16 protein-coding genes and 6 tRNA genes are annotated in these 21,149 nt (G+C 55.4%); 5 read left to right on the forward strand and 17 right to left on the reverse strand.

The genetic code is table 11. The features are described from left to right. Positions 1-5: 5 nt before the first annotated feature. From corC to miaB, 5 genes are all read right to left on the reverse strand, one after another. Positions 6-884 carry a CNNM family magnesium/cobalt transport protein CorC gene (corC, locus tag ACTJJ1_RS15380; protein WP_004949631.1) on the reverse strand — a complete coding sequence of 293 codons (879 nt, stop codon included), beginning with the start codon at positions 882-884 and terminating at the stop codon, positions 6-8. An 83-nt stretch (positions 885-967) separates the two neighbouring features. Continuing rightward, positions 968-1,441 (reverse strand): rRNA maturation RNase YbeY, encoded by a 474-nt coding sequence (gene ybeY, locus ACTJJ1_RS15385; RefSeq protein ID WP_004949634.1) that lies wholly within the window; start codon positions 1,439-1,441, stop codon positions 968-970. Then, complete coding sequence (locus ACTJJ1_RS15390; protein ID WP_004949638.1) at positions 1,438-2,493, reverse strand: PhoH family protein; 1,056 nt, start codon at positions 2,491-2,493, stop codon at positions 1,438-1,440. Before ACTJJ1_RS15390 ends, ybeY begins: the two co-directional genes overlap by 4 nt. Before the next feature lie 202 nt (positions 2,494-2,695). Further along, a complete protein-coding gene (locus ACTJJ1_RS15395) occupies positions 2,696-3,031 on the reverse strand; it encodes a zinc ribbon domain-containing protein YjdM (protein ID WP_004949642.1) in 336 nt (111 codons plus the stop codon). A gap of 137 nt (positions 3,032-3,168) precedes the next feature. After that, positions 3,169-4,578, reverse strand: coding sequence for a tRNA (N6-isopentenyl adenosine(37)-C2)-methylthiotransferase MiaB (gene miaB / locus ACTJJ1_RS15400; protein ID WP_440834347.1), 1,410 nt, complete (start codon positions 4,576-4,578; stop codon positions 3,169-3,171). 197 nt (positions 4,579-4,775) lie between these two features. Between miaB and ubiF the strand changes: the two genes are divergently transcribed. Further along, positions 4,776-5,957 (forward strand): 3-demethoxyubiquinol 3-hydroxylase, encoded by a 1,182-nt coding sequence (gene ubiF / locus ACTJJ1_RS15405; protein WP_037430392.1) that lies wholly within the window; start codon positions 4,776-4,778, stop codon positions 5,955-5,957. Between the two features lie 107 nt (positions 5,958-6,064). Here the strand turns inward: ubiF and ACTJJ1_RS15410 are convergent. The 12 genes from ACTJJ1_RS15410 to nagB form a co-directional block, all read right to left on the reverse strand. Continuing rightward, positions 6,065-6,139, reverse strand: a tRNA-Gln gene (locus ACTJJ1_RS15410). A gap of 19 nt (positions 6,140-6,158) precedes the next feature. After that, positions 6,159-6,235: transfer RNA gene (locus ACTJJ1_RS15415), tRNA-Met, on the reverse strand. A gap of 40 nt (positions 6,236-6,275) precedes the next feature. Continuing rightward, positions 6,276-6,350 (reverse strand) — tRNA-Gln (locus ACTJJ1_RS15420). 44 nt (positions 6,351-6,394) lie between these two features. Beyond that, positions 6,395-6,469, reverse strand: a tRNA-Gln gene (locus ACTJJ1_RS15425). Positions 6,470-6,498: 29 nt separating this feature from the next. Continuing rightward, positions 6,499-6,583: transfer RNA gene (locus ACTJJ1_RS15430), tRNA-Leu, on the reverse strand. A 7-nt stretch (positions 6,584-6,590) separates the two neighbouring features. Further along, positions 6,591-6,667, reverse strand: a tRNA-Met gene (locus ACTJJ1_RS15435). Positions 6,668-6,886: 219 nt separating this feature from the next. Beyond that, positions 6,887-8,551: an asparagine synthase B gene (gene asnB / locus ACTJJ1_RS15440; RefSeq protein ID WP_004949649.1), complete on the reverse strand. Its 1,665-nt coding sequence runs from the start codon at positions 8,549-8,551 to the stop codon at positions 6,887-6,889. A 288-nt stretch (positions 8,552-8,839) separates the two neighbouring features. Continuing rightward, a complete protein-coding gene (locus ACTJJ1_RS15445) occupies positions 8,840-10,285 on the reverse strand; it encodes a carbohydrate-binding protein (protein ID WP_122289284.1) in 1,446 nt (481 codons plus the stop codon). A 201-nt stretch (positions 10,286-10,486) separates the two neighbouring features. Further along, positions 10,487-11,239, reverse strand: coding sequence for an HAD-IIA family hydrolase (locus ACTJJ1_RS15450; RefSeq protein WP_004949656.1), 753 nt, complete (start codon positions 11,237-11,239; stop codon positions 10,487-10,489). Between the two features lie 67 nt (positions 11,240-11,306). Further along, positions 11,307-12,527 (reverse strand): DNA-binding transcriptional regulator NagC, encoded by a 1,221-nt coding sequence (gene nagC, locus ACTJJ1_RS15455; protein WP_004949658.1) that lies wholly within the window; start codon positions 12,525-12,527, stop codon positions 11,307-11,309. A gap of 27 nt (positions 12,528-12,554) precedes the next feature. Continuing rightward, positions 12,555-13,694, reverse strand: coding sequence for an N-acetylglucosamine-6-phosphate deacetylase (gene nagA / locus ACTJJ1_RS15460; protein ID WP_006324088.1), 1,140 nt, complete (start codon positions 13,692-13,694; stop codon positions 12,555-12,557). A gap of 18 nt (positions 13,695-13,712) precedes the next feature. Next, on the reverse strand, positions 13,713-14,513 hold the full coding sequence (gene nagB / locus ACTJJ1_RS15465) for a glucosamine-6-phosphate deaminase (RefSeq protein ID WP_006324089.1): 801 nt from the start codon (positions 14,511-14,513) through the stop codon (positions 13,713-13,715). 334 nt (positions 14,514-14,847) lie between these two features. On the opposite strand from nagB, the gene nagE reads away from it, so the two are divergent. The 4 genes from nagE (at position 14,848) to chiQ (ending at position 21,146) form a co-directional block, all read left to right on the forward strand. Then, positions 14,848-16,884 (forward strand): N-acetylglucosamine-specific PTS transporter subunit IIBC, encoded by a 2,037-nt coding sequence (gene nagE / locus ACTJJ1_RS15470; protein ID WP_006324090.1) that lies wholly within the window; start codon positions 14,848-14,850, stop codon positions 16,882-16,884. A gap of 241 nt (positions 16,885-17,125) precedes the next feature. After that, positions 17,126-18,790, forward strand: coding sequence for a glutamine--tRNA ligase (gene glnS / locus ACTJJ1_RS15475; RefSeq protein WP_004949671.1), 1,665 nt, complete (start codon positions 17,126-17,128; stop codon positions 18,788-18,790). 577 nt (positions 18,791-19,367) lie between these two features. After that, the gene (gene chiP, locus ACTJJ1_RS15480) at positions 19,368-20,771 is read left to right on the forward strand and encodes a chitoporin ChiP (RefSeq protein ID WP_004949673.1); all 1,404 of its coding nucleotides are present in this window, start codon (positions 19,368-19,370) and stop codon (positions 20,769-20,771) included. A gap of 48 nt (positions 20,772-20,819) precedes the next feature. Further along, entirely contained in the window at positions 20,820-21,146 is a 327-nt protein-coding gene (chiQ, locus tag ACTJJ1_RS15485; protein ID WP_004949677.1) for a ChiQ/YbfN family lipoprotein, read from the forward strand. Positions 21,147-21,149: the final 3 nt, after the last annotated feature.

A 21,149-nucleotide genomic window follows, 5' to 3' on the forward strand; every position in this document is an offset into this window, starting at 1 on the left:
TTGATTTAGTCTTCCAGTTTCGGTTGCGGAGAATCGTCCGGAATTTTTACATGAACCTGGATGATACGTCGACTGTCGGCCATCGCAACCTTAAACAGGTAACCTTCGATTTCAATGGTTTCCCCGCGCGCCGGCAGGTGCCCGAAGGCCTGCATCACCAGGCCGCCGATGGTGTCGACCTCGTCGTCGCTGAAGTGCGTATTAAAGGCTTCGTTGAAGTCTTCAATCGGCGCCAATGCCCGCACGGTATACATATGGCGGCTAAGCTGGCGGATATCCAGATCTTCCTCGTCGTCATATTCGTCTTCGATTTCGCCGACAATCAGTTCAAGAATGTCTTCGATGGTGACCAGGCCGGAAACGCCGCCGAATTCGTCAATGACAATCGCCATGTGATAGCGCTGGGAGCGGAACTCCTTCAGCATCCGATCAACACGCTTGCTTTCGGGCACCACCACCGCGGCGCGCAGCACCTTATCTATGCTGAACGGCTCAGACTCTGCACGCATGAACGGCAGCAGATCCTTGGCCATCAGAATGCCTTCGATGTGATCTTTATCTTCGCTGATCACCGGGAAGCGCGAGTGGGCGGATTCGATAATCACGTCCAGGCACTCTTCCAGCGTCTGGTTACGCTTGAGCGTGACCATCTGGGAACGCGGGATCATGATGTCGCGCACACGCTGCTCGGCGATATCCATCACGCCTTCCAGCATGTCTCGGGTGTCGGGATCGATCAGGTCGTTTTGCTCGGAATCACGGATCAGCTCTACCAGATCGCCACGGTTTTTCGGTTCGCCGTGGAACAGCTGGTTAAGGATGAGAGTAAAGAACCCCTTCTTGGGACTGGGGCTGTCATTGCTTTGTGAATGGTCGTCGCTCATGGCGTTTTAGTTAATATCACTCATGTAAGAGTTAGGGGCGTCAGCGACAGCCCCTTACAGGGGCTGCGGGGAATCAGCTGACGTCAGAGGGGGTCTTTTTCCGCCAGGTACGGGTCCGGATAGCCCAGGCCGTGCATGATTTCGGTTTCCAAAGACTCCATTTCTTCGGCTTCATCGTCTTCGATGTGGTCATACCCTAGCAGATGAAGGCTGCCATGGACAACCATATGCGCCCAGTGGGCCTCCAGCGCCTTGTCTTGCTCAACCGCTTCCTGTTCAACGACCTGACGGCAGATGATCAGATCGCCGAGCAGCGGCAGCTCGATGCCCGGTGGGGCTTCGAACGGGAAGGACAGCACGTTGGTCGGTTTGTCCTTCCCGCGGTAGGTCAGGTTCAGTTCGTTGCTTTCGGCTTCGTCCACCAGGCGAATGGTGACCTCGGCTTCTTCCTGAAACTGCGGCAGCACGCCTTCCAGCCAGCGCTGGAAGGTGGCTTCGTCCGGCAGGCCGTTGCTGTCTGCACAGGCAATCTGCAGATCCAAAATCACTTGGCTCATAGTGTCTCCTGCCCGGAGGCGATGATGGCCTCGTGCTTACGTTGTTCGGCAATCGCGTCTTTGCGTTTTTGTTCGGCGGCTTCCCAGGCTTCATAGGCGATAACCACGCGGGCTACCACCGGGTGGCGCACCACGTCTTCGCTGTGGAAGAAGTTGAAGCTCAGTTCTTCGACATCCGACAGGACTTCTATCGCATGGCGAAGGCCGGATTTCTGGTTGCGCGGCAGGTCAATCTGCGTAACGTCGCCGGTGATCACCGCCTTCGAGTTGAAGCCGATGCGCGTCAGGAACATCTTCATCTGTTCGATGGTGGTGTTTTGGCTCTCATCGAGAATGATGAATGCGTCGTTCAGGGTGCGGCCGCGCATATAGGCCAGCGGCGCGACCTCAATCACGTTGCGTTCGATCAGCTTCTCCACGCGCTCGAAGCCCAGCATTTCGAACAGGGCGTCGTACAGCGGGCGCAGGTAAGGATCGACCTTCTGGCTCAGATCCCCCGGCAGGAAGCCCAGTTTTTCACCGGCTTCAACCGCCGGGCGCGTCAGCAGAATGCGGCGAATCTCCTGGCGTTCCAGGGCATCTACCGCAGCGGCGACGGCCAGATAGGTTTTCCCGGTACCCGCCGGCCCAATGCCGAAGGTGATGTCGTGATCGAGAATATTGGCGATGTACTGCGCCTGATTGGGCGTGCGCGGTTTCACCATGCCGCGCTTGGTTTTGATGGTCACCGCTTTGCCGTAATCCGGCACGCTGTCGGCTACCTGCTCAAGCACCCGGCTTTCTTTGATCGCCAGATGGATCTGTTCCGGGTCGATATCCGGGATCACGCCGCGAATGGGTGCGGTGTCCACGTACAGGTGGCGCAAGATATCGGCGGCGGCAACCACGCACGGGTTTTTGCCAACCAGCTTAAAACGGTTGTCACGGCGGTTGATCTCGATCCCCAACCGGCGTTCGATCTGTTTGATATTGTCATCAAATGGGCCGCACAGGCTGAGCAATCGCTTATTGTCTGCCGGCTCTAACAAAATTTCTTGTGTTGCGACGTTCAAACTATTCCTCAAGGCTCACATCGGGCCTGGTTGATTTTCGGTACGCGCATTCAGGGCAAACCCTGATGTTTCTACCTTGAATTATTCATGGTGCGCCGCACCGGCGCAAGTTTACCCGTGATCTATCTGTGCGCCGGCGGCGTAATTCAAGGGCCGGGAGAGGAAAAAACGCGGCAAAAACAGCCGCGTAATTGTGTGGGGATCAGTTCTTTTTCACGAATTCGGATTTCAGCTTCATCGGGCCAAAACCATCGATTTTACAGTCAATGTTGTGGTCGCCTTCCACCAGACGAATGTTCTTCACCTTGGTGCCAATCTTCAGCATCGAGGAACTGCCTTTGACCTTCAGATCTTTCACTACGGTCACGGCATCGCCGTCGGCCAGCAGATTGCCGTTGGCGTCTTTGACGATCAGCGCATCGCTGTCCTCTGCCGGCGCGCTGTCGCTCCACTCATGGGCGCATTCAGGGCAGATAAACATCGCATTGTCCTGATAGGTGTATTCGGAGTTGCACTTCGGGCAGTGTGGGAGTTGCATGCTATGTCGCCTCTATATAATAAAAAACAAAAAAGAACATCACCGGACGCAAGCGCCCGGCGGAGAAATAATAAGGATAAACGTTAACGTGGCGACGGGCGCGACGGCTTACGGCTTACGGCAATGCGGAAATGGCGTCAGGGCTGGTAAGTGCCGACACCCAGCGCATTTTCTTTGCGGGTACGGGCGATCACCGATTGCGGGGATTCATGTACGCGCAGATCCATCTGCTGCTCGGTACGCACCACTGCGCCACGCAGTGTGTTGGTCATTACCTCGGTGATTTCCACATCAACGAATTGGCCGATCATATCCGGTGTGCCTTCAAAGTTCACCATACGGTTGCATTCGGTGCGACCGGCCAGCTCCATCACGCTTTTGCGCGAGGTGCCCTCAACCAGAATACGCTGCACGGTACCGAGCATGCGGCGGCTGAACTGCAACACCTGCTGGTTGATGCGATCCTGCAGGATGTACAGGCGCTGTTTCTTTTCGTCTTCGCTGACGTCGTCCACCATATCGGCCGCCGGGGTGCCCGGGCGTGACGAATAGATAAAACTGAAGCTGGCGTCGAAGTTAATCTCTGCGACCAGGTTCATGGTCTGTTCGAAGTCGGCCTGGGTTTCCCCCGGGAAGCCGATGATAAAGTCAGAGCTTAGCTGTATGTTCGGCCGCGCCTTGCGCAGCTTGCGAATGATCGCTTTGTATTCCAATGCGGTGTGCGCGCGTTTCATCATGGTCAGAATGCGATCGGAGCCGCTCTGTACCGGGAGATGCAGGAAACTGACCAGTTCAGGCGTGTCTTGATACACCGCGATGATGTCGTCGGTGAATTCAATCGGATGGCTGGTGGTGAAACGGATGCGGTCGATGCCATCAATCGCTGCCACCAAACGCAGCAGCTCGGCAAACGAACAGATGCCGCCGTCGTAGGCGTTGACGTTCTGGCCGAGCAGGTTCACTTCACGCACGCCTTGCGCCGCCAGTTGGGCGATCTCGAACAGCACGTCATCGCTTGGGCGACTCACTTCTTCGCCGCGGGTGTAAGGCACCACGCAGAAAGTACAGTATTTGTTGCAGCCTTCCATTATGGAGACAAAGGCGGTTGGGCCCTCGGCGCGCGGTTCCGGCAGGCGGTCGAACTTCTCGATCTCCGGGAAGCTGATGTCGACGATTGGGCTGCGGGTGCCGCGCACGTGGTTGATCATTTCCGGCAGGCGGTGCAAGGTCTGCGGGCCAAACACAACGTCGACGCAAGGTGCGCGGCTGCGAATGTGTTCGCCTTCCTGAGAAGCCACGCAGCCGCCAACGCCGATGATCAACGCCGGGTTCTTTTCTTTCAGCAGTTTCCAGCGCCCTAACATGGCGAAAACTTTTTCCTGCGCTTTTTCACGGATTGAGCAGGTATTCAGCAGCAGTACATCCGCTTCTTCAGCGTTGTCGGTCCATTCGAACCCGTGTGTGCTTCCCAGTAAGTCCGCCATTTTTGATGAATCATATTCATTCATCTGGCAGCCCCAGGTTTTGATATGCAGTTTTTTGGTCATTGACTTGCCATTACTCAGTGCGGAGCGAAAGTTGCGATACGCGACATGCAGGGGGCGTATTGTAATCATTTGGCGCCGTTGTGACCAGCGCGGGGAAAACGGTATGCGACCTGATGCGCAATTAAAAATCCGGTACACTGATGCCAAACGCCGTGCCCGTTGGGATGGCGATAATTCACTAAGAAAACATGGCCAAAATGAACACATCTCAAAAAAGGTATGACGCCGTAGTGGTAGGCGGCGGGATGGTCGGCGCGGCGGCGGCGCTGGGGTTGGCGCAGGCCGGTTGGTCGGTGGCATTGCTGGAACATCAGCCGCCGCAGGCGTTCGATGCCCAAAGCCCGCCGGATCTGCGTATTTCAGCCATCGGCTGCACTTCGGTCGGGTTGCTCAAGCAGCTTGACGTCTGGAAAGCGGTAGCGGGCATGCGTGTGGCGCCGTATCGCCGGTTGGAAACCTGGGAATGGGCGTCTTCACGCGTAGCGTTTGACGCGGCTTCTCTGGGGCTGCCTGAGCTGGGCTTTATGGTGGAGAATCGGATTTTGCAATTGGCGCTGTGGCAGCAAATGGAGCAGTGCGACAATTTGACGCTCTGTTGCCCCGCCAGGCTGCGTTCGCTGCAACGGGAAGGTGACCGCTGGCAATTGGAGCTGGACTCTTCTGAGAAGCTGCAGGCGCGGCTGGTGGTGGGGGCAGACGGTGCGAATTCGCAGGTACGTAATCTGGCGGCCATCGGCACCAGCGGTTGGCAATATCGTCAATCCTGCATGTTGATCACCGTCGATACCGGCGCGCCGCAACAGGATGTGACCTGGCAGCAGTTTTTCCCTTCCGGGCCGCGCGCTTTCCTGCCCCTGTATGACCAATGGGCTTCACTGGTGTGGTATGACAGCCCGCAACGCATCCGCCAGTTGCAGGCGATGCCGCCGGCGCAGCTTGAGAGGGAAATTGCTGAAGCATTTCCGGTGCGCCTGGGAGCGGTAAAAGTGCATGCCGCCGGGGCTTTCCCGCTGGCGCGCCGCCACGCACAACGTTATGTCCTGCCGGGGCTGGCGTTGCTCGGTGATGCAGCTCACACCATCAACCCGTTAGCGGGGCAGGGGGTGAACCTGGGCTATCGCGATGTGGAAGCGTTGCTGGCGGTACTGAGTGACGCCCGGGAGCAGGGCGAGGACTGGAGCAGTGAAGCGGTGCTGATGCGCTACCAGCGCCGTCGTCGCACCGACAATCTGTTGATGCAAAGTGGCATGGATCTGTTTTATACCGCGTTCAGCAATAATTTGGCGCCGCTGAACGTAGCGCGCAATATTGCGCTGATGGCGGCCCAGCGGGCAGGCAAGCTGAAGGAGCATGCGCTGAAATACGCACTGGGGCTGTAGTCGAGGTGGTGTTTTCCTGGTACGGGCGCAGCAGGTTGCGCCCGCTTTAACGAGACTTCACGAACGCAGAATAGCAAAAAGCCCGCCGAAGCGGGCTTTTCTAAATGTGGCTGGGGTGCCAGGATTCGAACCTGGGTATGCTGGTATCAGAAACCAGAGCCTTACCGCTTGGCGACACCCCAATGGTATAACAGTAAAATATGGTGGCTACGACGGGATTTGAACCTGTGACCCCATCATTATGAGTGATGTGCTCTAACCAGCTGAGCTACGTAGCCATTTTTCGATATTTTACCTTAAAAGTCAACAGTGTTGGTATGGCTGGGGTACCTGGATTCGAACCAGGGAATGCTGGTATCAAAAACCAGTGCCTTACCGCTTGGCGATACCCCATCAACACGTAAACCTTTTTTGCAGCATCCCCATCCTAAAAAAGATGGCTGGGGTACCTGGATTCGAACCAGGGAATGCCGGTATCAAAAACCGGTGCCTTACCGCTTGGCGATACCCCACCTGCTGCCTGCTCGACGATGAAAAGAAATGGTGCGGGAGGCGAGACTTGAACTCGCACACCTTGCGGCGCTAGAACCTAAATCTAGTGCGTCTACCAATTTCGCCACTCCCGCAAAAAGATGGTGGCTACGACGGGATTTGAACCTGTGACCCCATCATTATGAGTGATGTGCTCTAACCAGCTGAGCTACGTAGCCATCTTTTTTCGCGCAACCTTCATCGGCGTTGCGGGGCGCATTATGCGTATATGGCCGTTTTGCGTCAACAAGTTTTTTCCCGAAAAAGCGGCTGGATGTGTTGTTTGTCTGGGTTGTGAACAGTATGGTGATAAAAGCATCAATTCAGGTGATTAATGGTTGAAAACATCAATAAAAAAGCGGGCCATGAGGCCCGCCCTGGATATAAAACCCGCGTTATTACTTGTAGGCGGATTGGTGGACGCCAACGGCACGGCCAGAAGGATCGTCCATCTTTTTGAAGGATTCATCCCATTCGATGGCTTTCGCTGAAGAACAAGCCACTGACGGGCCGCCAGGTACGCATTCGGCCGCGCTTGGCAGTGGGAACAGCTCTTCGAAGATTTCGCGATACAGGTAGCCTTCTTTTGAGCTCGGCGTGTTGTACGGGAAACGGAAACGTGCGGTTTCGAGCTGTTGATCGCTGATTTGCTTCGCAGCGACTTCTTTCAGCGTGTCGATCCAGCTGTAGCCCACGCCGTCGGAGAACTGCTCTTTCTGGCGCCAGGCCACGCTGGCCGGCAGATAGGATTCAAAACACTCGCGCAGGATGTGTTTTTCCATTTTGCCGTTGCCGCACATTTTATCTTTCGGGTTGATGCGCATCGCCACGTCGAGGAATTTTTTATCCAGGAAGGGGACGCGGGCTTCCACGCCCCAGGCGGACATCGCCTTGTTGGCGCGTGCGCAGTCAAACATATGCAGCGCCAGCAGTTTACGCACGGTCTCGTCGTGGAACTCACGCGCATCCGGTGCCTTATGGAAGTACAGATAACCGCCGAACACTTCGTCCGCACCCTCGCCGGACAGCACCATCTTGATGCCCATCGCTTTGATTTTACGCGACATCAGGTACATTGGCGTGGAGGCGCGAATGGTAGTGACGTCGTAGGTTTCGATGTGATAAATCACGTCGCGGATGGCGTCCAGGCCTTCCTGCACGGTGAAATGAATTTCATGGTGCACGGTGCCCAAATGGTTGGCCACTTCCTGCGCGGCGCGCAGATCCGGTGAACCTTCCAGGCCGACGGCAAAGGAGTGCAGCTGTGGCCACCAGGCTTCGCTGCGCTCTTGGTCTTCCACACGGCGTGCGGCGTATTTTTTGGTAATGGCGGAGATTACGGAAGAATCCAGGCCGCCAGACAGCAGTACACCGTACGGCACGTCGGACATCAGGTGGCTTTTCACCGAGTCTTCCAGCGCGTTGCGCAGTGCGTTGGCATCGGTCACGTTGTCTTTGACATTGTCGTAATCGAACCAGTCGCGCTGGTAATATTCGCGGATCTCGCCGTCCTGGCTCCACAGATAGCTGCCCGCCGGGAATTCTTTGATAGTGCGACAGACCGGCACCAGCGCTTTCATTTCGGAGGCGACATACAGGTTGCCGAATTCGTCATGGCCCATGTAGAGCGGGATAATGCCCAGGTGATCGCGGCCAATCAGGTAAGCGTCTTTCTCTGAATCATAAAGGGCGAAGGCGAACATGCCCTGCAAGTCGTCGAGGAAGTCGATGCCTTTCTCCTGATACAGCGCCAGGATCACTTCACAGTCGGATGCGGTCTGGAACTCGTAGCGTTCGCCCAGTTCTTGACGCAGAGCCTGGTGGTTATAGATCTCACCGTTTACGGCCAAAACGTGGGTGTGCGCAGCGTTGTACAGCGGTTGGGCGCCATTGTTGACGTCGACAATCGACAGGCGCTCATGCACCAGAATGGCTTTATCGCTGGCGTAAACGCCGGACCAGTCCGGGCCGCGGTGGCGCATCAGACGAGACAGCTCCAGCGCTTTCTTACGCAGTTCAACGGGATCGGACTTCAGATCGAGCACACCGAAAATAGAACACATATAACGACTCTCCTAACGACTTTTTTAGACTGTGATGTTGATTTGCTGTTATGGGCGGCGCGGCCGGTTCATCAGCGATGACGCGGTTTTGCTGCGTTGTGTTTATGAAAATGCGTCAAAACCGGCAGGGGATGCAAGTGTTTTAGCGTTACGCAGAAAAATAGTTGTTTGGGGGGTGTCGATTTTTAGCGGATATTCAGTTTTTATCGTTTTTAATTAGAGGATATTCAATTTTTAGGTGGATGAGCGAGTCGCCGGCCAATTTTACCGGCGACTCGTTGCCGACTATCAGGCGGTCAACTGCCACAGGGTGAAGGCTGCATCCGGCGTCCAACCGGGATTCGAGGTGTGTGCCTGGAGGCAGGTGTATTTTTTGCCTTTATAGGTCACGACATCGCCCGCCTTGTAGGTGTGATTGCTCTGCCACTCGGTTACACCCGGTTCAGGCGGAGTACCGCCGTCTGCGGTTTTCACCGCCAGCGCGCTGCTTGGCAGCGAGGTATTTCCCTGGTTGTCGGTTGCGGTGACAAAATAGCTGTATTGAGTGGATGGGGTCAGACCGCTGTCCTGCAGCGAAAGGCCGCCGGTCTGGCCGATGGCGTTGCCGTTGCGGTAAACGCTGTAACTGGCGATCGGCGCGGGGCCGGTTGCGGCGCGCCAGCTCAGTGTCAGCGAGGTAGTCGCCAGTTCTGAGGCTGTCAGCGCCGTGGGCGCATCAGGCTTTCCCGGCTGCGGCGGGGTGACGCCACCCTGGATCAACGGCGCATAGCGCGTTTTGAACTCCCAGTTATAGGCAACGCCGGCGCTGCTTTTGCCGTTGTCCCAGTTGATCGACCAGGTCATCAGCCCCTTGATCGACAGCCCTTTGGCATCCAGACGTTTGAAAGCGTTGAACACCGCCTGCGGATTGATCACATAGCCGCTTCCTGCTGCGTCCACGTTGCTTGGCAGGCCGATCACAAACTTGGCCGCCGGGATCTTGGTGTAACCGCGGGTGCCGGTAACCAGGCTTTCGGTCAGGTAATAAAGAAACTCTTCTTTTTTGGCATCGTCGACCTGGGTGATCCAGGCATTGAGTTCGTCAACCCAAATGCCATCGCCACCCTGGTTATAGAACTGCGGCGCGATAAAGTCATAATAGCCTTCGAGTGCGGTAATATAATCCAGATAGCTGCCGTTGGTACGCAAATAAGGGAATTCAGGCGCCATGCTGATAATGAATTTTTTGCCTTGTGCGGCATAATAATCCTTAACTTTTTTCAGCGCGGCGGGCAATACGGTTTTATTATTGGCTGCGCCAATCGCCGCTTGTTCCAGATCAATATCCAGGCCATCAAAGCCATAGGTTTCTACCAGACGAATAATTTCATCTTTCAGCTTATCTTCATCGCCGGTTTTCAACTCGATGTGCGCGTCTGCGCCGCCCAGTGAAATCAGCACCGCCCGGCCCTGACTGTTCAGCACGCCAACCTGGCGGCGGAACTCGGCGTCGGACAGGTTGTAAGGTTTGAAGGTAGGAATGCCTTCGCCTTTCATAAAGGCGACCGCCACCACATTATATTCAGGCGGAATATCGGTCAGATCCATATTGACGAATTTGCCTTGCTTGTAACCATCGCTGGCGCCGGCGAGCCAGTTATGCCAAAAACCCATCAGGATTTTTTTACCGGTCAGGTCTGGCATCGCGGCAGCAGCGTCTGCGGCTTGTACGTTGATAATATTATTCGTGCTCATGGTGGCCTCGTTATCTTTTTGAGTAAGGGTATTTTCACTCGCCGGCAATTCAGTGATTGGCGGGGTGTAAATACATAGTGCGGATTTTTAACGAGGGCAGGCTGAAACCTTTTGCGCCCATGAATAAATTAAATTCACGCTGGCGAAGGTTTTATTATTGAGATAACGGGGCAGAGGCGGCCATTGAGGCCGCCGCAGGAATTAAAAAATAGTGATGTCGGCTACGGAGGGGAAAATATAGCTTGGACGGAACGGCATGGTTTCGACATCGTTAAGCGTCGAGACGCCGGACAGCACCAGCACGGTTTCCAGACCCGCCTGGAAGCCCGCCAGAATATCGGTGCGCAGGTTGTCGCCCACGATCACCGTTTCTTCCGAGTGTGCCTGCATCTTGTTCAGCGCAGCGCGAATGATCCACGGGCTCGGCTTGCCGACGTAAAACGGCTTGCGGCCGGTGATCTTTTCGATAGGCGCGCACAGCGCACCACAGGCCGGCGTGAAGCCATGACCATGGCTATCCGGGTTGGTGGCGATAAAGCGAGCGCCGTTGTTCACGAAGTAGGCGGCCTTGTGCATCATATCCCAGTTGTAGGAACGGGTTTCGCCGACAATCACGAAGTCCGGGTTGATGTCGGTAATGGTAAAACCGGCCTTATATAGTTCGTGAATCAACGCGCCTTCACCGACCACGTAGGCTTTTTTGCCTTCCTGGCGGCGCAGAAAATCGGCGGTGGCCATCGCGGAGGTATAAAACGCGCTCTCAGGCACTTCCAGCCCGGCGGCGGCAAAGCGATTCGCCAGATCCTGCGCGGTCTGCGACGGGTAGTTGGTCAGCACCACCAGCGGCATGCCCTGTTCCTGAATGCGCGCCAGGAAAAGATCGGCGCCGGGAACCGGCGTGTTGTCATGCAGCAGCACGCCGTCGATATCACATATAACGTTCTTGATTGTCATCGTTGCTGTTTCTCATGATTTACGGCAGGCAAAAACGCGAAGATGCACACCTGCCTGAAGCGGCGGCTCAACTTTCCAGCAATCGCTGCAATAGCACGCCGTTGAGCATCGCCCGCTTGGCCAGGGCGAAAGCGCCGATCGCCGAGCGATGATTGAGTTCGGAAGTGACCACCGGCAGATTTCTGCGGAAGTCCTTCAGTACCTGAGTATTGATGCAGCTTTGGATCGCCGGCAGCAACACTTTTTCGGCTTCGGTAATTTCCCCGGCGATCACCACTTTTTGCGGATTAAACAGGTTAATGGCGATAGCCACCGCTTTGCCGAGGTAACGGCCAACGTGCTCGATCACTTCGCTGGCCAGCAGATCGCCACGGTTGGCGGCTTTGCAGATGGCGGCGATGCTGCAATCGTCGAGCGTCAGCTTGCTTGGATAACCCTGAGTCAGCAAATGGCGCACGCGGTGTTCAATCGCGGCGTTGGCGGCCACGGTTTCCAGGCAGCCGAAGTTGCCGCAGTGGCAGCGTTCGCCCAAGGGATCGATCTGAATGTGGCCGATTTCGCCGACGTTGCCGTTATTGCCCAGGAAAATCTGGCCATTGACGATAATACCGGCACCGGTACCCCGGTGCAGACGGACCAGAATAGAGTCTTCGCAGTCACGGGTGGCGCCAAAGTAATGCTCCGCCAGCGCCAGGCTGCGGATATCGTGGCCGACAAAGCTGGTGACGTTGAAACGTTGCTGCAGGTTATCTACCAACGGCCAGTGGTTGACGCTGATGTGCGGCATGTAGCGCACCACGCCCAGCGCCGGATCAACCAGACCCGGCAGGATCACCGCGATGGCGATCAGTTCGCGCAGCTTGCGCTGGTAGCTTTCGATAAACTGCGCAATGGCGTTGAACAGCGCATTTTCCAGCGTCTCTTGCGTACGTTCCGGCAGCGGGTAGTGTTCTTCACCGAGCGATTTTCCGCTCATGTCGTACAGGGTGATGGTGGCGTCGTGACGCCCAAGACGCACCGCCACGGTGTGGAAGTGCCGGGTTTCGGAGACAATGGAAATGGCGCGACGGCCGCCGGTGGAGGCTTGCTGATCGACTTCTTTGATCAGCCCGCGCTCCAACAGCTGGCGAGTAATTTTTGTGACACTGGCGGGCGCTAGCTGGCTGAGTTCGGCTATCTGAATGCGCGAGATCGGACCCTGCTGGTCGATCAGGCGGTACACCGCTGCGCCGTTGAGTTGCTTGACTAAGTCAACGTTCCCTATTTGTGCCTGTCCGCCAGTACTCATCAATAATTTTACTCGCTGTTCATTAAGTTAAACCTCGTTACCGTTAACGAGCGTTTTGGTGATATTAAAATCACGGGTAAATGCGGTCAGGTTTGCCACCTTGCCGGCTTCGATTGTGCCTAACAGGTGGTCTACGCCGATGGCGCGCGCCGGATACAAGGTCGCCATCCGCAGCGCTTCGTCCAGCGCAATGCCGACGTGCTCTACGCTATTTTTCACCGCGTCGATCATGGTCAGCGCAGAGCCGCTCAGGGTGCCGTTCTCATCCACGCACAGCCCGTCGCGATAGTATATTGTTTTACCGGCAAAAATAAATTGGTCAATCTCTGCGCCCGCCGGGGCGGTGGCATCGGTGACCAGCACCAATTTATCACCTTTCATGCGCTTGGCGTTACGGATACTCGCCCAGGCCACGTGATGGCCGTCGGCAATGATGCCGGTATACACTTCAGGCGTATCGAAAATCGCCCCCATCAACCCAGGTTCGCGCCCGGTGATATACGGCATGGCGTTATACAGATGGGTCGCGAAGGTGACGCCGGCGGCAAAGCCGGTGCGGGCCTGATCGTAGGTGGCGTTCGAGTGGCCGGCGGAGACCACGATGCCCGCCGCGGTCAGCTGTTTGATAAAGTGCGGCTCCACCATCTCCGGTGCCAGCGTGACTTTGGTGATCACATCGGCGTTGGCGCACAGATAGTCGATCATCTCGCTGGTCGGTTTGCGGATAAACGCCGGGTTGTGGGTGCCTTTTTTCAGCGGGCTAAGATACGGCCCTTCCAGATGCAGGCCAAGCGCCTGATTCGGGTGTTTTTTCAGATAAGTGCGCATCACATCGATGCTGTGCTTCATAAACTCGTCGCTGCTGGTGATCAGCGTCGGCAGATAGCTGGTGCAACCGGATTTTTCGTTGGCGCGCTGCATGATCTCCAGCGTCTCTTCCGAAATGGCCTCCAGCGAATCGTTAAATTGTACGCCGCCACAGCCGTTAAGCTGCACGTCGATCAAACCGGGGGCCAGGATAGCGCCACCCAGATCGCGCGTTTCCATGCCGGCCGGCAGTTCAGCCAGCGGACAGACTCGTTCAATCAGTCCATCAGCGATGATTACCGCATGGTCGTCAAGCACGTCGTGGCCGGTGAAAATCCGGCATTGGGTTAAAGCGAACATCGTAGCCCCCTGCAAAAATTAAAGACTCTTAACGCTTTCCGCTTCTAATTCGCGGAAGTATTTAACGGTTTTGACTTTCAGTTCCATGGTGGAAGGCTCATCGCACACCACAACCGCCTTGGCGTGCAGCTGCAGGCAACTGATGGTCCACATATGGTTGATATTGCCTTCCACTGCGGCTTCCAACGCCTGTGCCTTGGCATGGCCGGTCACCAGGATCATCACTTCTTCTGCGTCGAGCAGCGTACCTACGCCTACGGTCAGCGCGTATTTCGGCACCAGGCTGACATCCCCGCCGAAGAAGCGAGAGTTGGCGATGCGGGTATCTTCAGTCAGCGTTTTGATGCGGGTACGCGACGCCAATGATGAAGCCGGCTCGTTAAACGCGATATGACCGTCAACGCCGACGCCGCCCATGAACAGATGGATTTTACCGTAAGATTTGATTTTTTCTTCGTACTTACGGCATTCGGCGTCAACGTCCGGCGCATTGCCATTCAGCAGGTTGATGTTTTCACTTGGAATATCAACGTGATCAAAGAAATTACGGTACATGAAGGTATGATAGCTTTCCGGGTGCTCCTGCGGCAGGCCAACGTATTCATCCATGTTGAAAGTCACAACATGCTTAAAGCTTACTTCACCTGCTTTGTGCATCGCAATCAGATGTTTGTAGGCTTCGAGCGGAGTACCGCCGGTTGGCAGGCCGAGCACAAACGGACGCTCCGCAGTGGGTTTGAATGCGTTGATGCGCTGGACGATATGGCGGGCGGCCCATTTGCCGACTTGTGCAGTATCTTTCAGTGGGATAAGTCTCATCTAACACCTCTTTGGGTAAGTAAACTAAAGCTATACTGTACGGGCCTGTATAAGAGTCTAAGCGTAATCCAACTTTATGATTCTCACGTGAAGCGTCAGTCCCGATGATTTTTCGAATGATAAAATAAGTTTTGTGTGATGGCTAGCAATGTGGCAGCTTAAGACTACTTTTTGGTGATATAAATCACAAAAAAGGAGCTTTTAATTTGCGATACGAAATAATTTTTTTACACTCCGCATGAGTGATACGTGCCATGCGTTATTTCTAAAAGGTAGTGAGAGAGTTAAATAAACTACTAATAGGGTCCGTCCGCGGACAACATAGGGGGAAAAGGTGAACATTCTTAGTTATTTGCAAAAAGTGGGCCGCGCCTTGATGGTGCCGGTTGCCACGCTGCCCGCCGCCGCGATCTTGATGGGCGTCGGGTATTGGATTGACCCTACTGGTTGGGGCGCCTCCAACGCTCTCGCTGCTTTCTTTATTAAATCCGGCTCTGCCATTATCGAACACATGTCGGTGCTGTTCGCCGTCGGTGTGGCTTACGGCATGTCCAAAGACAAGGACGGCGCCGCTGCGCTGACCGGCTTTGTCGGCTTCCTGGTATTAACCACCCTGTGTTCACCGGCCGCTGTGTCGATGATTCAGAAGATCCCTCTCGACCAGGTGCCTGCCGCGTTTGGCAAGATTGAGAACCAGTTCGTCGGTATTCTGGTGGGTATCATCTCCGCCGAAGTCTACAACCGCTTTAGCAGCGTTGAGTTGCCGAAGGCGTTGTCGTTCTTCAGCGGCCGCCGTCTGGTGCCTATCCTGATCTCCTTCCTGATGATCCTGGTGGCCTTCATCCTGATGTATATCTGGCCGATGATCTTCGGTGGCCTGGTTAACTTCGGTGAACACATTCAGAAGCTGGGCTCTGCCGGCGCAGGTATCTATGCATTCTTCAACCGTCTGCTGATCCCGGTCGGTCTGCACCATGCCTTGAACTCGGTATTCTGGTTCGACGTGGCCGGCATTAACGATATCCCTAACTTCCTCGGCGGCCAGCAGTCTATCGAATCCGGTAAAGCGGTTGTCGGCATCACCGGCCGTTACCAGGCGGGCTTCTTCCCCATCATGATGTTCGGTCTGCCGGGGGCGGCACTGGCGATCTACCACTGCGCACGTCCGGAAAACAAAGCCAAAGTGCTGGGTATCATGATGGCGGGCGCCTTTGCCGCCTTCTTTACCGGGATCACCGAACCGCTGGAATTCTCCTTCATGTTCGTGGCCCCAGTGTTGTATGTGATCCACGCGATACTGACCGGTATTTCGGTATACATCGCCGCCAGCATGCACTGGATTGCCGGTTTCGGTTTCAGCGCCGGTCTGGTGGATATGGTGCTGTCGTCACGTAACCCATTGGCGACCCACTGGTACATGCTGATCCCGCAGGGCCTGGTGTTCTTCGCCATTTACTACGTGGTGTTCCGCTTCACCATCAACAAGTTCAACCTGATGACCCCAGGGCGCGAACTGGCGGTTGCCGGTGACGAAACCGACGGTTATGACGTCAACGTTGGTACCGACGGCGGTAAAGACGAAAACGAAACCACTACCCTGGCACGCCGTTACGTGGGCGCCATCGGCGGTTCTGACAACCTGACCGGCATCGACGCTTGTATCACCCGTCTGCGTCTGAACGTGAAAGACTCTGCGCTGGTGAACGACGCGGTGGCGAAACGTCTGGGCGCTTCCGGCGTGATCCGCCTGAACAAACAAAGTGTGCAAGTGATTGTCGGCACCCGTGCGGAGCTGATTGCCAGCGCCATGCGCAATGTGGTCGCCGCAGGTCCGATAGCTGCCACTGTAGCGCCGGCGGCCGCGCCTGTTGCCGAAGCCAAGCCGCAAGCAGTGCCTAATGCGCCTAAGGTGGCTTTTGAGACGCTGGTGGCACCGGTAACCGGTGAAGTGGTGTTGTTGGATCAGGTTCCTGATGAAGCCTTTGCCAGCAAAGCGGTGGGTGACGGCGTGGCTATCCGCCCGACCGACAAAACCGTGGTGGCGCCGGCGGACGGCACTATCGTGAAAATCTTCAACACCAACCACGCTTTCTGTCTGGAAACCGACAAGGGCGCGGAGATCGTGGTGCACATGGGTATCGACACCGTGGCGCTGAACGGTCAGGGGTTCAAACGTTTGGTAGAAGAGGGCGCTGAGGTGAAAGCCGGCCAGCCGATTCTTGAGCTGGATCTGGACTTCCTGAACGCCAATGCCCGCTCGATGATAAGCCCGGTGGTGGTCAGCAACTCTGACGACTACGCCGGCCTTGCGGCGCTGGCGACCGGTTCCGTGGTGGCCGGCCAGACCAAGCTGTTCGACATCCAGAAGTAAACTGTTTTACCTGAGTAGTACCCAGGGTGTTTAACGAGTCATGACGGAACACACCCTACCTTTGGCGGGAAGAGAGCGATCTCTTCCCGCTTTTTTATGGGCGCAATTTGCCCCGTTGTGGTGCTGTGGTCTATTGCGGTGCAGCGCGGCGCATTTTTCGTGAAACAAACGGTTGTTTCCGGGCGTGGCTTGTTGGATCATAGGCGGTTATGTGTAGCGCTTTGCATTGAGGAATAGTCAAATGAGTGAGGCTGAAGCCCGCCCAACCAATTTTATCCGTCAGATCGTCGATGAAGATCTGGCGTCAGGGAAACACGCGTCGGTACATACCCGTTTCCCGCCGGAGCCAAATGGCTATCTGCATATCGGCCATGCCAAATCCATCTGCCTGAACTTCGGCATCGCCCAGGATTATCAGGGGCAGTGCAACCTGCGTTTCGATGACACCAACCCGGTAAAAGAAGACATCGAATTCGTTGAGTCAATCAAGCACGACGTAGAGTGGCTGGGCTTTGAGTGGAGCGGCAACGTCCGTTACTCCTCGGATTACTTCGATCAATTGCACCACTATGCGGTTGAGCTGATCAACAAAGGTCTGGCCTATGTCGACGAACTGTCGCCTGAGCAGATCCGCGAATATCGCGGCAGCCTGACGGCGCCTGGCAAAGACAGCCCGTATCGCGGCCGCAGCGTGGAAGAGAACCTGGCGCTGTTTGAGAAAATGCGCAAGGGCGAGTTTGCCGAAGGCGCTGCCTGCCTGCGAGCCAAAATTGACATGGCTTCACCGTTCATCGTGATGCGCGATCCGGTGCTGTACCGCATTAAATTTGCGGAACACCATCAGACCGGCAACAAGTGGTGCATCTATCCGATGTACGATTTCACCCACTGCATTTCCGATGCGCTGGAAGGGATCACCCATTCGCTGTGTACGCTGGAGTTCCAGGACAACCGCCGTTTGTATGACTGGGTGCTGGATAACATCACCATCCCTTGCCATCCGCGTCAGTACGAGTTCTCGCGTCTCAATCTTGAGTACGCCATCATGTCGAAGCGCAAGCTGAACCAGTTGGTGACCGAGAACATCGTTGAAGGCTGGGATGACCCGCGTATGCCGACCGTTTCCGGTCTGCGCCGCCGTGGTTATACCGCAGCGTCGATCCGTGAGTTCTGCCAGCGCATCGGCGTGACCAAGCAGGATAACAACGTCGAAATGGTGGCGCTGGAAGCATGCATTCGTGAGGATCTGAACGAGAACGCACCGCGTGCGATGGCCGTGCTGGATCCGGTGAAAGTGATCATCGAGAACCGGGCGGAAGGTGTTGAAATGGTCACCATGCCTAACCACCCGAACAAGCCGGAAATGGGCAGCCGCGAAGTGCCGTTCAGCAGTGAGATTTATATCGATCGCGCCGACTTCCGCGAAGAAGCCAACAAGCAATACAAGCGTCTGGTGCTGGGCAAAGAAGTGCGTCTGCGCAATGCGTATGTGATCAAGGCTGAACGCGTTGAGAAGGACGCCGAGGGTGAGATCACCACCATCTTCTGCAGCTACGATGCGGACACGCTGAGCAAGGATCCTGCCGATGGCCGCAAGGTGAAGGGCGTGATCCACTGGGTTTCCGCTGCGCATGCGCTGCCGGCGGAAATCCGCCTGTACGATCGCCTGTTCAACGTGCCGAACCCGGCGGCGGCAGAGGACTTCCTCGCCACCATCAACCCGGAGTCGCTGGTCGTCAAGCATGGCTTCGTGGAACCAAGCCTGGCTGCCGCACAGCCGGAAAAAGCCCACCAGTTCGAACGTGAAGGCTATTTCTGCGCCGACAGCCGCGACTCTTCGGCTGAGCATCTGGTATTTAACCGCACCGTTGGCCTGCGTGACACTTGGGCGAAAATCGACGCCTGAGCGTGATACAACGCTGATGGATGAAAGCGCAACTTCGGTTGCGCTTTTTTTATGGTGTTCGCCTCTTTTCCCCTCCGATCATGCCTCATTTCATCAATCTGATTTAAAACTTTCATCACAGCGGTTAATCATCAATTCCTTGATATAAAGCCTCCTTCAGTTAATATTATCTTATATATTCGTGATGCGAATTAATGTTATTTGGAGAGCGCTCTCATGGTTTCCTTTCTGGCTGACGATTTTCATTGAGCTGAAACCATTAATCGTCTCTGATTGACCTTGTATCAATATTTATTCTGATTTTATTGAATTTTTTATTCGACATCCTCATTGCATAGCGGCGTAACGATATCTCATCGATATGTGCTCTTTGTCATACTTTGACAAATCTCTCTCATTTTTCATTTGATAATTCGCGTCGCGAAAAATAGTCTGTCTATAGCAATAAGTGCTGTGGGGATTTCACCCCGCCGCAATATTTTTTTACCCGATTGGGTTTTTTATTGGCAGTCGTGCAGGGCAGTGGTGAACACGGGCGGCTGCAACTTTTAAAGTTAAGTCAAAGAGGAATTTCATTATGGGTACGCACGGTGCTCAGCGTAAAACGCTGGCGCTCGCTATAGCGGGTGCGCTGTTGGGAACAGGGTTTGCCATGGCCCCCGAGGCGAAAGCCGCAGGGTTTGTCGATGATTCCACGCTGACCGGCGGTATTTATTACTGGCAACGTGAGCGCGACCGTAAAGATCTCAATCCGACCAGTGACGATTACAATAAATACACCACCAACCTGTCGCACTCGACGGCCAACCTGAGCCTGGATTTCGCTTCGGGCTATGCCTGGGATATGTTCGGTCTGGACGTGGGCGCGTTCACCGCCATTGAGCTGGCCGAGTCCAGTGCCAGTGGCCACCCGAACGAAATCGCATTCTCCGCGAAAAACCGTACCTATGATGAAGACTACAGCGGCGACAAAGGCGGCATCAGCCTGTATAAAGCGGCCGGTAAGTTCAAATACGGCCCGCTTTGGGCGCGTGCCGGTTATATCCAGCCAAGCGGTCAGACGCTGTTGGCACCGCACTGGAGTTTTATGCCTGGCACCTATCAGGGGGCCGAGGCCGGCGCCAAGTTTGACTACGGCGATGCCGGCGCGTTGAGCTTCTCCTACATGTGGACCAACAAGTACAAGGCGCCATGGCATATCGAGATGGACGACTTCCGCCAAAACGATAAAAAAACCGGCGTGTCTTACCTGCACTCATTAGGCGCCAAGTACGACTTCAAAAATGATTTGGTGCTGGAAGCGGCGTTCGGTCAGGCCCAGGGCTATGTAAACCAATACTTCACCAAGGCGTCTTATAAGTTCGATCTGTTGGGCAACCCGTTAACCACCAGCTACCAGTTCTATGGCGCGGAAGACCGCATCAGCGACAAAAACGATGCTAACAGCATTTACGACGGCCTGGCCTGGCTGCAGGCGTTGACCTTCGGTTACACCACCGGTCAGTTCAACTGGCGGCTGGAAGGCACCATGGTGAAAGCCGAAGGCAATCAGGGTTTCTTCCTGCAGCGTATGACGCCAACCTACGCCTCCTCCAACGGCCGCCTCGACGTGTGGTGGGATAACCGCTCCGACTTCAACGCCAACGGCGAGAAAGCCGTTTATGCCGGCGTGATGTACGACCTGAGCAACTGGAATCTTCCGGGCATGGCGGTGGGCGGTTCTTACGTGTATGCCTGGGATGCCAAACCAAGCACCAACCCGATCTACGATCAGAGCCAGCGCCTGAAAGAGAGCGCCTGGAGTCTGGACGCCATGTACACCGTTCAGGAAGGCCGCGCCAAAGGCACCTTGCTGAAACTGCATTACACCCAGTACGACAATCACACCAATATCCCAAGCTGGAGCGGCGGTTACGGCAACATCTTCCAGGATGAGAAAGACGTTAAATTCATGGTTATCGCGCCATTCACCATCTTCTGATGCCGTCCCCGGCGGTGACGCCGGGGACGCTTAAAAGGGAATATAACGATGAAAAAAATGATGCTGGCGTTGGCCGCCGTGGTCACGCTGAATGCCTGTGTGCAGCCCGCCGCACCGCCGGAAGATACCAAATTGAAACAGGCGTACAGCGCCTGCATTAACACTGCGGAAGGTTCGCCGGAAAAACTGCAGTCGTGCCAGGCGGTGCTGAACGTGCTGCGGCAAGAAAAGCAGCACCAACAGTTTGCCGCGCAGGAAACGGTACGCGTGATGGATTATCAAAGCTGCATTCAGGCAGCCCACAGCGGTAACGGCCAGGCCTACGACGCCAAATGCGGCAAGATTTGGAAAGAGATCCGCGAAAATAACAATTAATTA

The organism is Serratia sp. 22264 (assembly GCF_052045345.1).
Lineage (GTDB): Bacteria > Pseudomonadota > Gammaproteobacteria > Enterobacterales > Enterobacteriaceae > Serratia > Serratia plymuthica.